The organism is Micromonospora sp. WMMD1128 (assembly GCF_027497235.1).
Classification (GTDB): domain Bacteria; phylum Actinomycetota; class Actinomycetes; order Mycobacteriales; family Micromonosporaceae; genus Micromonospora.
Genome location: NZ_CP114902.1, coordinates 6,227,146 through 6,241,013, shown reverse-complemented (window position 1 = coordinate 6,241,013; position 13,868 = coordinate 6,227,146). Strand labels below are relative to the sequence as shown.

At 72.2% G+C, this 13,868-nt stretch carries 12 protein-coding genes; 9 read left to right on the top strand and 3 right to left on the bottom strand.

What is annotated here, in order from left to right; genetic code table 11:
- Positions 1 to 119: 119 nt before the first annotated feature.
- Genes O7602_RS28295 through purB form a run of 3 tightly spaced genes read left to right on the top strand, consistent with a single transcriptional unit; the run spans position 120 to position 2,628 of the window.
- Positions 120 to 890 (top strand): TNT domain-containing protein, encoded by a 771-nt coding sequence (locus O7602_RS28295; protein ID WP_281585641.1) that lies wholly within the window; start codon positions 120 to 122, stop codon positions 888 to 890.
- A gap of 33 nt (positions 891 to 923) precedes the next feature.
- Positions 924 to 1,172: a hypothetical protein gene (locus O7602_RS28290; RefSeq protein ID WP_281585640.1), complete on the top strand. Its 249-nt coding sequence runs from the start codon at positions 924 to 926 to the stop codon at positions 1,170 to 1,172.
- Between the two features lie 31 nt (positions 1,173 to 1,203).
- Positions 1,204 to 2,628: an adenylosuccinate lyase gene (gene purB, locus O7602_RS28285; protein ID WP_281585639.1), complete on the top strand. Its 1,425-nt coding sequence runs from the start codon at positions 1,204 to 1,206 to the stop codon at positions 2,626 to 2,628.
- Between the two features lie 72 nt (positions 2,629 to 2,700).
- Here purB and O7602_RS28280 read toward each other — a convergent pair whose 3' ends face one another.
- A complete protein-coding gene (locus O7602_RS28280) occupies positions 2,701 to 3,183 on the bottom strand; it encodes a YbjQ family protein (RefSeq protein ID WP_348651303.1) in 483 nt (160 codons plus the stop codon).
- Between the two features lie 129 nt (positions 3,184 to 3,312).
- Positions 3,313 to 3,996 (bottom strand): DUF1986 domain-containing protein, encoded by a 684-nt coding sequence (locus tag O7602_RS28275; protein WP_281585637.1) that lies wholly within the window; start codon positions 3,994 to 3,996, stop codon positions 3,313 to 3,315.
- A gap of 467 nt (positions 3,997 to 4,463) precedes the next feature.
- Between O7602_RS28275 and purS the strand changes: the two genes are divergently transcribed.
- From purS to O7602_RS28245, 6 genes are all read left to right on the top strand, one after another.
- Complete coding sequence (purS, locus tag O7602_RS28270; protein WP_281585636.1) at positions 4,464 to 4,727, top strand: phosphoribosylformylglycinamidine synthase subunit PurS; 264 nt, start codon at positions 4,464 to 4,466, stop codon at positions 4,725 to 4,727.
- The gene (gene purQ / locus O7602_RS28265) at positions 4,724 to 5,407 is read left to right on the top strand and encodes a phosphoribosylformylglycinamidine synthase subunit PurQ (protein ID WP_281585635.1); all 684 of its coding nucleotides are present in this window, start codon (positions 4,724 to 4,726) and stop codon (positions 5,405 to 5,407) included. Before purS ends, purQ begins: the two co-directional genes overlap by 4 nt.
- Before the next feature lie 64 nt (positions 5,408 to 5,471).
- Positions 5,472 to 8,189 carry a phosphoribosylformylglycinamidine synthase subunit PurL gene (purL, locus tag O7602_RS28260; protein WP_281585634.1) on the top strand — a complete coding sequence of 906 codons (2,718 nt, stop codon included), beginning with the start codon at positions 5,472 to 5,474 and terminating at the stop codon, positions 8,187 to 8,189.
- A gap of 10 nt (positions 8,190 to 8,199) precedes the next feature.
- Complete coding sequence (locus O7602_RS28255) at positions 8,200 to 8,949, top strand: 2-phosphosulfolactate phosphatase (RefSeq protein WP_281585633.1); 750 nt, start codon at positions 8,200 to 8,202, stop codon at positions 8,947 to 8,949.
- 334 nt (positions 8,950 to 9,283) lie between these two features.
- The gene (locus O7602_RS28250) at positions 9,284 to 10,705 is read left to right on the top strand and encodes a helix-turn-helix transcriptional regulator (protein WP_281585632.1); all 1,422 of its coding nucleotides are present in this window, start codon (positions 9,284 to 9,286) and stop codon (positions 10,703 to 10,705) included.
- Positions 10,705 to 11,259 carry a GNAT family N-acetyltransferase gene (locus O7602_RS28245; RefSeq protein ID WP_281585631.1) on the top strand — a complete coding sequence of 185 codons (555 nt, stop codon included), beginning with the start codon at positions 10,705 to 10,707 and terminating at the stop codon, positions 11,257 to 11,259. The genes O7602_RS28250 and O7602_RS28245 overlap by 1 nt, the downstream gene beginning before the upstream one ends.
- A gap of 52 nt (positions 11,260 to 11,311) precedes the next feature.
- On the opposite strand, the gene O7602_RS28240 is transcribed toward O7602_RS28245, so the two are convergent.
- Complete coding sequence (locus O7602_RS28240) at positions 11,312 to 13,654, bottom strand: carboxypeptidase regulatory-like domain-containing protein (protein ID WP_281585630.1); 2,343 nt, start codon at positions 13,652 to 13,654, stop codon at positions 11,312 to 11,314.
- Positions 13,655 to 13,868: the final 214 nt, after the last annotated feature.

Below are 13,868 nucleotides of genomic sequence, written 5' to 3'. Positions count from 1 at the left end.
CCGTGCGGTCCCGGGCGGGCATTAGCCCGTTCAGGTAGCCAACCGGACAAAACCTCATGTTAACGCCGAAAACCTCTCAGGATGACGCTGTTGCTTCATCCCCATAACAGGAGGTTCCGGTGAAAACACGCCGCTGGTTGCTCGCCCTCGTCTCCGGGGCGGCCTTCGTCCTCGTACCCGGTGCGGCGCAGCCGGTCGGGGCCGCCGCCGCCACGGCCCTGGCCGCCCGGGCGGTCGCCCTCCCCGCCGACCAGGGCGGCGACGCGTCCGGTCGGCCGCAACCGCCCGTGCCCACGCAGAGCCTCTGCCGGCCGGGCACCCCGCCCACCGCGCCGCCGACCACAGAGTTCTACGACGGCAACCCGATGCTCGGCCCGGCCGAGCTGCCCACCGCCTCGCCGGTCGGGCCGTTGCTCGCCGGCTACCAGCGGTTCGGCGCGCTGACCGAGAGCGAGTTCCTGGCGCAGTACACCACCGGGAACCCCGCGGTCTACGTCTACCCGCCGGCCTACGGGTTCGTCATCGCCCCCGACGGCCGCCCACTCAAGCAGGCGCAGACGCTGCTGGCCGGCTACCGGCTCGACCGTTTCGGCTTCTCCGGCGGCGCGTTCCTCGCCCCGCTGGGCACACCGTTCAGCTCGCGCGCGCTCACCCCGCAGAGCCTGAACACACCGGCGAACGCGCCGCTCGCCAACTACCACGTCTACTGCGTGGTCAAGCCGTTCACCGTCGACTCCGGCCCGATCGCGTCCTGGTTCGCCCAGCCCGGCATGGGCACCCAGTTCCAGCTCAACCCGGCGTACCTGCCGCAGGCCGGAGCCGTGCTGACCGTGCAGTGGCTGCTCGACAACGGATTCCTGGTCGAAGAGGATCTGACCGCCGGGCGGTGAGCGCGGGCCGCCAACGCAGATGGGAGGTCGGGCGTGGACCGGCACCGGGTACGCGCCGCGCTGCTGGCCGCCGGGTTGTCCCCGGACGCCTTCGAGTTGGAGGGCGTGCACGAGCACGTGCCGGTCCCGCCCGACTTCTGGTTCCTCCGCCGCTCCGATGCCGGCGGCTGGGAGATCGGCCTCTACGAGCGCGGGACGTACGACGTCCGGCAGCGCTTCGACAGCGAGGAGGAGGCGGGCGCGGGGCTGTGGCGGGCGCTCACCGGCCGCCCCTTGCCGTGAGCCCGTCGCCGCGTACGAAAGAATGTGGGCCGTGACGACGATCCCGAACGTGCTCGCCAACCGCTACGCCTCACCGGAGCTGGTGGCCCTCTGGTCGCCGGAGGAAAAGGTCCGGATGGAGCGCCGGCTCTGGCTGGCGGTGCTCCGGGCCCAGCGGGACCTCGGCGTGCCGGTGCCGGACGGGGTGGTCGAGGCGTACGAGCGGGTGGTCGACGACGTCGACCTGGCCTCGATCGCGGCGCGCGAGCGGGTCACCCGGCACGACGTGAAGGCCCGGATCGAGGAGTTCAGCGCGCTCGCCGGGCACGAGCACGTGCACAAGGGGATGACCTCCCGCGACCTCACCGAGAACGTCGAGCAGCTCCAGATCCGGGCGTCGCTGGAGCTGATCCGGGACCGGGTGGTCGCCACCCTGGCCCGGCTCGCCTGGCACGCGGGCGAATACTCCCCGCTGGTGCTGACCGGCCGGTCGCACAACGTCGCGGCGCAGGCCACCACGCTGGGCAAGCGCTTCGCGTCCGCCGCCGAGGAACTGCTTATCGCGTACGAGCGGTTGGCGGACCTGATCGGCCGCTACCCGCTGCGCGGGATCAAGGGGCCGGTGGGCACCGCCGCCGACCAGCTCGACCTCTTCGACGGCGACGCCGGCAAGGTGGCCGAGCTGGAGCGCCGGGTGGCCGGGCACCTCGGGTTCGGCCGGGTGCTGGACAGCGTCGGCCAGGTCTATCCGCGCTCGCTCGACTTCGACGTGCTGGCCGCGCTGGCGCAGGTGGCCGCCGCGCCGTCGTCGCTTGCCACCACGATCCGGCTGATGGTGGGCCAGGAGCTGGTCACCGAGGGCTTCAAGCCGGGGCAGGTCGGGTCCAGCGCGATGCCGCACAAGATGAACACCCGTTCCTCGGAGCGGGTGAACGGCTTCGCGGTGATCATCCGGGGTTACCTGTCGATGGTCGGCGAGCTGGCTGGGGACCAGTGGAACGAGGGCGACGTGTCCTGCTCGGTGGTGCGTCGGGTGGCGCTGCCGGACGCGTTCTTCGCCGCCGACGGCCTGTTCCAGACGTTCCTCACCGTGCTCGACGAGTTCGGCCCGTACCCAGCGGTGATCAACCGGGAGCTGGAGCGCTTCCTGCCGTTCCTGGCCACCACGAAGATCCTGGTCGCCGCCGTCCGCCGGGGCGTCGGCCGCGAGGTCGCACACGAGGTGATCAAGGAGCACGCGGTGGCCGTGGCGTTGGCCATGCGGGAGCAGGGTGCGCCCGAGAACGACCTGTTCGACCGCCTGGCCGCCGACGGCCGCCTGAACCTGACCCGCTCCGAGATCGACGCCCTGGTCGCCGATCGCAGCACCTTCACCGGCGCCGCCGACGATCAGGTGACCCGGGTGACCGCACGGATCACCGAGATCGTCCGTTCCCACCCCGAGGCCGCCACCTACTCCCCATCCCCCATCCTCTGACCGCACGGCCTTCCCCGTTGATCATGAAGTTGGCGGCGATGTGGATCTCCGTCGCTGCCGCTAACTTCATGATCAACGGTGAGAAAGGGGCGGGGGCCAGGGGCCGGTGGGGGTTTCGGCCGCCGAACTCAGGTTGGGGGCGCTCGCCGGTTCGGCGATGCCGCCGGGGGCGGTGGCGATCTCCGGCTCGTGGGCGGTCTCGGCGGCGATCATCGGCTGGTCCGGCGGCATGATGTCGGGCGTCCTCGGCACCACGATCACCGCTGTGCCGTACGCGCAGATCTCCATCCACATCTCGCCGCAGTCGCGGCTGTCGAAGCGCATGCCGATCACCGCGTTCGCGCCGAGGCGCTGCGCCTCCTCGCCGAGCCGGGCCACCGAGTCGGTGCGCCAGCGGGTGAGGTTGTCCGGGGCCATCGGGTCGTAGGCGCCACCACGCAGATTCTTGACCCCCTCGCGGTACGGGTTGCGGGTCCGCGCCATCGAGGAGACCACCTCGCCGAGGATCTGGCGGATCTCGTAGCCGGGCAGTTGATCCGTCGTCACGACCAGCACGGTACCGATGCTGTCAGTCGTCGGCGGGGGTGGTTCGCGTGCCGTGTGCACCTGATCGGATGCTGCGAAACGGGGCGGCGCGGACGGTCGGGTGCCTCCCGGCCATCCGCGCCGCGACGGTGGAAACCGTCAGACACCGGCCACCGAGGTGATCCAGGACCTGTTGTACGCGACACTGCCGTAGTTCTGGATGCTGGAGCCGTCGGCGGTGGACGCCACCCCGACCTGCTGGCCGTTGTAGAACTCGGGGCCGCCCGAGTCACCGCGCCACGCGTTGCCGTTGACCCGGGTGCTCCGGATCGCCTGGCCGCCGTACGCGTCGGTGACGCTCGTGCTCGTCACCCGGACGTTGGCGGTCTTGAGCTGGGGCGACGCGCCGCACCCGCTGTAGCAGGTCATGCCCCAGCCGTAGATCGAGTTGGTGGAGCCGACCGGCGGGTTGCTGCTGGCGAGCGAGACGGTGGAGGTGCTGACCGTGCTGGAGAGGCGGAGCAGGGCCAGGTCGTTGCGGGTGTAGGAGGCGCTCACGGTGCGGGTGACGCCGCCCGAGGCGTAGTAGACGCTGCCGACCCGGACCGACATGCTGCCGCTGACGCAGTGCCGGGCGGTGAGCACCCACTGGGACGCGATCACGCTGCCGGAGCAGGTGAACGAGCCGTTGCTGAAGACGGCCGCGGCCCATGGCGCGGACGAGACGGTGCCGCCGCCGATGATCGGCTGCGGTCCGGCCGGGGCGGCGCCGGCGCCGGACGCCGTGGCCAGTACGCCGGCAAGGGCGGTGGTCAACACGGCGAGCAGGGAACGGAGGCGCATGTGGTGGCTCCTTCTGCATGGACGCCCGGGGTCGCCGGGCGCGATCGGGGCCCGCCGGGCGGGGTGGACCGGCGGGGCGTCGATCGATGACATCGACATCTGGCGATGCATGCTATGGGCGTGCCGGTCCGTCTCGCCACATACCAATTGGTAGATATCGATGGTGTGAGGTGCGCCGCGGAGCGAGACGGAGGTCTGTCGGAAACCGGTCCCGTCGCGCGCCGAAGCAGGGCAGAATGCCTGGTGGGAGGCGCTGTGTGCGGCCGAGGCGCGGCCTCCCGCGCAACGAATACGTATCGACGCCGCAACGAACGCGCAACGGTCTCCGGTCCGCACCGAGAGTCCCACCCGCCACCGCCCGTACTGGCGACGGCCGGTGCGGGCCGGGCGGTATCTGCCAGGTAGGCTGGCTGGGCTCGGCCGTTTGTGGGCCGGCACCCAACTGCGTACACAGTCAGGAGTGCCCCGTGCCTCGCGTCGTAGTCGACGTCATGCTCAAGCCCGAGATCCTCGATCCGCAGGGCCAGGCCGTCGCGAACGCGCTGCCCCGGCTCGGCGTCAACGACGTCGCCTCGGTTCGGATCGGCAGGCGGATCGAGATCGAGTTCACCGGCGAACCGGACCTGGACCGGGCCCGCGAGATCGCCGACAAGCTGCTCGCCAACCCGGTCATCGAGGACTTCACCGTCCACGTGGTCGCCTCCGACGAGACCGCGGGCGCGCACTCGTGACCGCCCGGGTCGGTGTGGTGACCTTTCCCGGCTCGCTCGACGACGGGGACGCGGCCCGGGCCGCCCGGCTCGCCGGCGCCGAGCCGGTCCGGCTGTGGCACGGCGACCCGGACCTGCACGGAGTGGACGCCGTCGTCCTGCCCGGCGGCTTCTCCTACGGCGACTACCTGCGCTGCGGAGCCATCGCCCGGTTCGCGCCGGTGATGGAGACGGTCGTCGACGCCGCCCGCGGTGGTCTGCCCGTGCTCGGCATCTGCAACGGCTTCCAGATCCTCTGCGAGGCACACCTGTTGCCCGGGGCGCTCACCCGCAACCAGCACCTGCACTTCCGCAACCGGGACCAGGTCCTCCGGATCGAGGCCACCGGCACCGCGTGGACCAACGCGTTCCAGCCGGGCCAGGAGGTGCTCGTCCCGGTCAAGAACGGTGAGGGCTGCTACGTCGCCGACGCCGCGACGCTGGACCGGCTGGAGGCCGAGGGCCGCGTCGTCGCCCGATACCTCGGCGGCAACCCGAACGGATCGCAGCGCGACATCGCCGCGATCACCAATGAGGCCGGCAACGTCGTCGGCATCATGCCGCACCCCGAGCACGCGGTGGAGGCGCTCACCGGCCCCTCCCTGGACGGCCTCGGCTTCTTCACCTCGGTGCTCAAGCACCTGGTGGGAGCCCCCGCGTGATGATGGCCGGCACCATCGGTCGGCTCACCCGCCGTCGCGGCGGCGAGCGCAGCAAGGAGACGTCATGACCACCCATCCGGATCCGACCCTGCCCCAGGCGCAGGGCGTGGTGCCGCAGGCCGGCCCGACCGACGACTGGGCGCCGGGCGTGGACACCGTGCAGCGGGCCGGCGGCACGCCGGAAGAGCTTCAGCCGTACGCCGAGCTTGGCCTCCGCGACGACGAGTACGACCGGATCCGGCACATCCTCGGCCGCCGGCCCACCCAGGCCGAGCTGGCCATGTATTCGATCATGTGGAGCGAGCACTGCTCCTACAAGTCGAGCAAGGTGCACCTGCGCCAGTTCGGCGAGAAGGCGCCGCCGAGCGATCGGCTGCTCGCCGGCATCGGGGAGAACGCCGGCGTGGTCCGGGTCTCCGACGAGCTGGCGGTCACCTTCAAGGTCGAGTCGCACAACCACCCGAGCTTCGTCGAGCCGTACCAGGGCGCGGCGACCGGCGTCGGCGGCATCGTCCGCGACATCCTCGCCATGGGCGCTCGCCCGGTGGCCGTGATGGACCCGCTGCGCTTCGGCGCGGCCGACCACCCGGACACCGCGCGCGTGCTGCCCGGCGTGGTGGCCGGCGTCGGCGGCTACGGCAACTGCCTCGGCCTGCCCAACATCGGCGGCGAGCTGGTCTTCGACCCCTGCTACCAGGGCAACCCGCTGCTCAACGCGCTCTGCCTGGGCGTACTGCCGGTCGACCGGCTCCAGAAGAAGGACGCCACCGGCCCCGGCAACGTCGTGGTGCTGCTCGGCGCCAAGACCGGCCGGGACGGCATCGGCGGCGTGTCCGTGCTGGCCAGCGCCACCTTCGACGAGGGCAGCGAGCAGCGCCGCCCGTCCGTGCAGGTGGGCGACCCGTTCATGGAGAAGCTGCTCATCGAGGCGTGCCTGGAGCTGTACGACGCCGAGCTGGTGGTCGGCATCCAGGACCTCGGCGGCGCCGGCCTGACCTGCGCCCTCACCGAGACCGCCGCCTCCGCCGGCACCGGCATGCGGGTCTGGTTGGAGCGGGTGCCGCTGCGCGAGCCGTCGATGGAGCCGCACGAGATCCTGGCGAGCGAGTCCCAGGAGCGGATGCTGCTGGTGGTCACGCCGGAGAAGCTGGAGGCGGTGCTCAAGACCGCCGAGAAGTGGGGCGTCTGGGCCACCGCCATCGGCGAGGTCACCGCGCCGTCGCCGGACGGCCGGCCGGGTCGGCTGGTCATCACCTGGCGCGACCAGCTCGTGGTCGACGTACCGCCGGGTTCGCTCGTCGACGACGGCCCGGTCTACGCCCGCCCGATGCGTGAGCCGGCCGACCTGATCCTGCTCCAGGCCGACCGGGCCGAAACGCTGCCCCGGCCGGGCACCCCGGACGCGCTCCGGGAGACCCTGCTGCGCATGATCGCCTCGCCGAACCTGGCCGACAAGACCTGGGTCACCGAGCAGTACGACCGCTACGTGCTCGGCAACACCGTGCTCGCCCAGCCGGAGGATTCGGGCGTGATCCGGATCGACGAGCGGACCGGACTGGGTGTGGCCCTCTCCGTCGACGGCAACGGGCGGTACGCCCGCCTCGACCCCTACCAGGGGACGAAGCTGGCGCTGGCCGAGGCGTACCGGAACGTGGCGGTGACCGGCGCGAAGCCGATCGCGGTGACCAACTGCCTCAACTTCGGCTCGCCGGAGGACCCGGGCGTGATGTGGCAGTTCGCCGAGGCCGTGCGCGGCCTGGCGGACGGCTGCCTGGAGCTGGGCATCCCGGTCACCGGCGGCAACGTCAGCTTCTACAACCAGACTGGCGCGGCGGCCATCCACCCGACCCCGGTGGTCGGCGTGCTGGGCGTGCTCGACGACGTCGCCGAGCGGGTGCCGATGGGCTTCGTGCCCCGCCCGGCCGGCGACCACGACCAGCTCTTCCTGCTGGGGGAGACGCACGTCGAGCTTTCCGGCTCCGAGTGGGCCTGGGTGACCCACGAGCACCTGGGCGGCATCCCGCCGCAGGTGGACCTGGCCCGGGAGCGGCAGCTCGCCGAGCTGCTGGCCGAGGCGGCCCGGGTCGGGCACCTCAGCTCGGCGCACGACCTCTCCGACGGTGGGCTGGCGCAGAGCCTGGTCGAGTCCACCCTGCGCCGTGGCGTCGGCGCGCAGATCGCGCTGCCGGAGCACTTCGCCGAGGGCTCGATGCCGTTCGTCTTCCTGTTCAGTGAGTCGGCCGGCCGGGTGCTGGTGTCGGTGCCGCGCGGGCACGAGAAGGCGTTCACCGCCCTCTGCGCCGAGCGGGGAGTGCCGTGGGAGGTCATCGGCGTCACCGACCCGACCGGCGGGGCACTTGAGGTGCGCGGCCAGTTCCGGATCGACCTGAACGAGCTGCGCGAGGTGCACGGCGCGACGCTGCCGCGTCTCTTCGGCGACGCCGAGGCGGCGCGGGTGGAGGTGGCGGCGACCCGTACCGGCACCACCACCGTGCTGCCGGCGAACGCCGAGCAGCCGGTCGGGGTGGACCCGGCCCAGGTCGACGCGGAGCCGATCGCCAAGACCGGTCCGGAGGCCGAAGCGCCTGGTGAACCGACCCCGGCTGAGGCCACGGACGGGCCGGCTCAGGCCGGGGCCGAGGCGGCGACCGATGGATCCGTTCCGGCGGCGACCGGAGCGGCGTCGGCCGGCGACGCTCCGGCCGGGGACGCGGGTACGCCCGAGGCGGAGTCCGCCCCGGACGCCGACCGCCCCGCTTCCGGTGAGCCGGACCAGCGCTGAGGCCCTGGCCTTGGCCGTCTTCGCCCAACCCGGGGCCGGCGCCCGGTTCGACTGGGGGTTGACCGGGGCGGCGGAACTCGGCCGGGTCTGCGCCGCCCTGGTGGTGGTGGACGTGCTCTCGTTCACCACCGCCGTGGAGGTGGCGGTGAGCCGTGGCTCCCGGGTGCATCCGTTCCCCTGGGGCGATCAGGCCGCGGAATACGCCCGCCGGGTCGGGGCCGTCGCCGCGGTGGGGCGTCGGAAGACGACGCCGGAGCATCCGTGGTCGCTCTCCCCGGCGGCGCTGCGAGCCGCGCCGGTCGCCGCCGATCTGGTGCTGCCGTCGCCGAACGGCTCGGCGATCAGCGCCGCGGCGAGCGCCACCGGCACGCCCGTGGTCGCGGCGTGCCTGCGCAACGCACGCGCCGTCGGGCGATGGCTGCGCCATCAGGGGTACGGCGCGAGCGACGCCCCGGTGGGCGTGGTGGCCGCCGGGGAGCGCTGGCCCGACGGGTCGCTGCGTCCCTGTGTGGAGGATCAACTCGGGGCGGCCCTCGTGCTGGACGCGCTGGCCGGGGTGCCCGGTGGGCTCTCGGTGGAGGCGGCCGTGGCGCTTGCCGCGTTGGCCAGCACACCCGACGTCCCGGCGGCGGTCCGGGGTTGCGTCTCCGGCCGGGAACTGGCCGAGGGTGGTTTCGCCTCCGACGTCGAGGTCGCCGTCGAGGTCGGTGTCTCCGCCGTGGTGCCGGTGCTCCGTCAGGGCTACTTCACCGCCGCCTGAGCGCCGCCCGCACCCCAGGTCCGTCCGTTCTGCGGGCAGCATCGTCGATCTTGGACTTGTGGTGCCAGAAAATGTCGGGCTCGGGCCGGTATCGGAGGTGCCACAACCCCAAGATCGGCGTGGACGGGCGACAACGAAAATGCGGGTATGCGCGGAACGCATACCGTGACGCCGTTGAGCGGCTTGAATGGTTAGGCTCGATTTCTGACTTAGCCACTCGCCCGGAGCGAGGTCGCCGGTGACACACGCCAACTGCCCCCGCTGCGGCGGACGCCTGGCTCGCGACAACGACAGTGGACGCTGCGCGCCCTGCCAGGCCGCCGAACGGGACCGGTTGAGCGCCCCGCCGGTGGTGCCGGCGTCCTTCTGGGAGCACGAGCCGGTACGGGCGGCGCTGGCCGGACGGCATCTCGGTCGGGCGATTCGCGCGTATCGGAATCACCCCTACCAGGGGAGGAGCCCACTGCCGCAGAGCGCGGTGGCGGGGTGGCTGGGGATCACGCAGGCGCAGTTGAGCCGGGTGGAGAACGGGCCGCCGATCGTTCACCTGGATCGCCTCATCCACTGGGCGCGGCTGCTCCGGATTCCGTCGCCGTACCTGTGGTTCAGCCTGCCCGACCAGCCATCCGCCATGCAGAGCACGGATGCCGAGCGACCGGACCACGAGCCGGTCGCAACCCTGGAGACAGCCGGGACGGCGAACCCGCCGATCCCGGCGGATGCCGCGACACCGGCATCGGAGCGAGGAGGTGGCACCACGGACCGCCGACAGTTTCACGCCCTGGCCGCACTTGCCGGCATCGCCGCGACGGGCTTCCACGACCTGCTTTCCGGCCCGGTCGACGCACCTCGGAGCGTCGGCATGGAACAGGTACGCTACGCCGGCTCGTTGGTGGAGCAACTCCGCCAGGCCGACGCGGTCGCGGGCGCCGATCAGCTCTACGACATCGCCGTCCGGATCCATTCACGCCTGTCTTCGTGGGCGACAACGGCCACCTACAGCCGGGAGGTCGGCGACGCCCTGCAGACCGCGCTGGCCGACCTGGCGATAGAGACCGCCTGGCTGGCCATCGACTCCGATCGTCGGCCGCTGGCGCGGCCGTACCTCAACGAGGCGATCACCCGGGCCCGCATCGCTGACGATCCGCGCATGGAGGTCCGCGCCTTCGCTCAGCTCGCGTTGCTCGTTCGGGACGACCACCCCGGCGAGTCGTTGCACAGCGCGGAAGCGGCGGTGCGTGCCTCGGCCGGGTGGGGCACGCCGAGGTTGGCGACCTTGCTCCACCTGCGCACCGCGAGCACGTACGCGGCACTGGGGGATGCGGGCGGCTTCAGCCGGGCGATGACCAAGGCTCGCCGCGAGTTCGAGCGCGGCGCCAGCGAGGACGACATGCCATTTCTCCACTTCGTCACCGCACAGGAGGTCCAGGGCATCGAAGGGCTGTCGTACCTCGCGATGGGCCGGGCTGATCGTGCCGCGGACGCGTTCCGCGCGATCACTGAGAACATCCCACCGGCGTTGCGCCGGAACCGGATCTACTACACGGTTCAGCTCGCCGACGCGCAGTGCCGGCTCGGCGACGTCAACGAGGCCGCGCGTACGGCAATGGACGTCCTGCCCGAGCTGGACCAGGTGGGTTCCGGGCGGGTTTGGCGCCACCTCGCCCAGGTCAGGTCGAGCCTGGGGCAGGCCCAGCGACCGACCGCCACGAGCCGCGGGTTCATCGACGCCTACGACCAGGTGGTGAGCCGGTAGTGGGGGGACTGGACCTGCGTCACCACACCGCGGTCGAGGCGGCCCCGCTCGTCGACGACCTCGTCGCCCTATACCTTCAGGTGTACGTGGGCGGCGGCGAGTTCCACAGCGAGGACCGTTACCGACGCCAGCTCGCCGCCCACATGTCACGCGACGGATGGAGCCTGGTCACCGCCATGGCCGGCGGGAGACTGGCCGGGTACATCTACGGCTTTCCCCTGCCCGCCGAGACCGGGTGGTGGGCGGGAATCGAACAACCCATTCCGTCCGGGTTCGTCACGGAGACGGGACGACGTACCTTCGCCATCAGCGAACTGCTCGTGCAACCGCAGTGGCGGCGGCAAGGCGTGGCGCGAGCGCTGCACGACCAACTTCTAAGCCGCCGCGCGGAGGACCGCGCCACCCTTCTGGTGGATCCGGAGAACAGCGTCGCTCGACGCGTCTACGACTCCTGGGGGTGGCGGCACGTCACTCATCTGACTCCGGCCTGGGATGACGCGCCAAGATTCATGGTCCTGATCAGGCAGCCCGCTTACGCCGAACCGGGTGCCTGACGACGATGGCCGCCCCGTGATTGCGGGGCGGCCATCGTCGTGCAGGTGAGGGTCAGTCGTCCAGCCAGTCGAGACGCCGTCCGCCCCGGTCGGACTGGCCGTCCGGGCGGGCACGACCGGCCTGGGCCGGGTCGTTGGAATAGCCGGCCTGGTTGTCGTAGCCACCACCGCGCTGCTGCGGCGGCTCCTGGCCGTATCCGCCCTGCGGCGACTGGCCGTAGCCGTCGCCGTAACCGCCACGCTGGTCGTAACCGCCGGACTGCTGACCGCCGTCGTAACCGCCGTAGCCGCCGGCCTGACCGCTGTCGTAACCGCCCTGCTGGCGACCGTCGTAGCCGCCCGCCGGGTTGGCGTCGTAACCGCCGGCCGGCGCGTCACCGTAGCCACCTTGCTGCCGGCCGCCGGCGTAACCGCCACCGGCGTTGTCGTAGCCACCCGCCGGCGCGTTGTCGTAGCCGCCATCCGCTCGGCTGTCGCCGTAGCGCGGGCCGTCGCCGTAGCCGCCCGCCGCCGGGGCGGCGCCGTAGCCGCCGGTCGGGTTGGGGTCGTAGCCGCCGCCTGGCTTGGGGTCGTAGCCGCCGGCCGGAGGGGTGCCGTAGCCGCCGGTCGGGTTGGGGTCGTAGCCGCCGCCCGGAGGGGTGCCGTAGCCGCCGGTCGGGTTGGGGTCGTAGCCGCCGGCCGGAGGAGTGCCGTAGCCACCGCTCGGGTTGGCGTCGTAACCGCCCGTCGGCGCGTCGCCGTAGCCCGCCTGCTGCCGGCCGCCGTCGTAGCCGCCGCCGGGATTGTCGTCGTAACCGCCCGACGCGGCGCCGTAGCCACCGGCCGCGCCGTAGCCGTCGCCCTGCTCCGGGCCCCGACCGTACTGGCCAGGGGTGGGCTGGCCGTAACCCCGGTCCTGCTCCGGCTGGTACGTGCTGGTCGGGTAGGGATCGGCGGCCGGCGCGTACCGGGTGCTGTCACCGGCGTAGCGGCCGGTCGGCTCGTCGAAGCGCTCGTTGCCGTATCCGCCGCCCTGCGCCGGTGCGTAGCCGCCCGCCCCGGCCGCGTACTCCGGGCTGCCGTAGCCGGCGCCGGAGGACGGGCCGGTGCCGTAGCCGCTGCCGGAGGACGGAGCGTTGCCGTAGCCGGCGCCGGAGGCCGGGGCGGTGCCGTAGCCGCTGCCCGAGGAAGGCTCGTCGCCGTAGCCGTAGCCGGCCTGCCCAGCGCCGACGCCGTAGGTGGGGCCGGGCGGCGCGCCGTACGGGTCCGGCGGGACGTCGTCCACGACCGGCCGCTGGAGCATGGTCGGCGCCTCGCTCATCGCGGCGCCGCCGACCATGGTCGGGGTCGGACCGGCGCCCATTCCGTTGACCACCCGGGTCTGGTCGTCCGCACCCCGGTAGGCGCCACGGGCCGCGGGGATCGCGCCGGCCGCGGCGGCCCCGCCCGGGCCATCCGGACCGATCGGCCCGCCCGGCCCGTCGCCGTCGCCGTCCTCGTTCTTGCGGCGCATGTAGAGCAGCACGATGGTGCCCACGCCGACGGCGACGAAGAGGCCGCCGAGCAGGATCAGCAGCCAGGAGCCGAAACCGCCGGAGTCCTCGTTCGAGGTCGGCTCCTGGGCGGCGGCCGTGTCGGAGGCGGGGGCGTCGGTCGCCGCGTCCTCCTCGGTGACCTCCTCGGACGGCTGGGCCGACTCGCTCTCCGACGGGGTCGCGCTCGGGCTCGCCGACGCCTTGACCGCCACGCTGATGCGCAGGCCGGTGACGGACTGGCCGGCAGCGGCGTTGATCGACTTGGTGCCGGGCTCGGCCTGCCCCTTGGAGGCGCCGAGGTCGATCCGCCCCGGCGCGATCGGTTGGGACGCGGAGCCGCTGAAGCTGAAGTTGCCGCTGCCGTTCGTCTCCGTCGAGCGCTGCTTGTTGGCGCTGTCACGCAGCATGACGAGCGCGCCGGAGATCGGCTCGCCCTCGGAGGTGACCACCTTGCCGGAGATCGTCTTGACGGTCTCCGGCTGCTGCGGGGCAGCCGGACCGTTCACGGTGATGCCGCGTGAGTCCCCACCCTGCTCGCCGCCGACACGGGCGGACACCCGGACCTGTCCGGACTTCTTGGCGCCTTCCGCGAGGTTGTCGGCGACGAGGGTGACCTCGAATGTGGCGCTTTCCTTCCCCGGGATGGTCTGTGCCGGCACGCGGCACTGGCCTTGACACTTCAGCCCGTCGAAGGTGTCGACGGTGATGCTGAAGACCCCCGGAGCGTCGTTGTTGTTCGTGACCGAGAAGGCCATCTTCGTGGACTGGCCACTCGTCAACGAGTCCGTCGACAAGCCGGTGATCTGCACGCCTGGATCTGCCGCGAGGGCGGGTGTGGCGGGGACGGTGAGCAGGGCGCCGAAGACCAACGCTACGACCACACCGGCCCGATGCTGCCAGGCACGTCGGTGTGTGGACACGTCCACCGCCTTCCGGGTCTGATCTCCCCGCTGGCCGGTCCGGCCGGGTTGATCACTCACGGTACGAATTACGCCGTCGGCAACTATGCCTTGTCTGACCGGATCATCTCTACCCAGGGCCGGCGTCAGGCGGCCTTCTGCCGGGTCGTATCGTCCCGTCGTGTCCTCTCCGCAC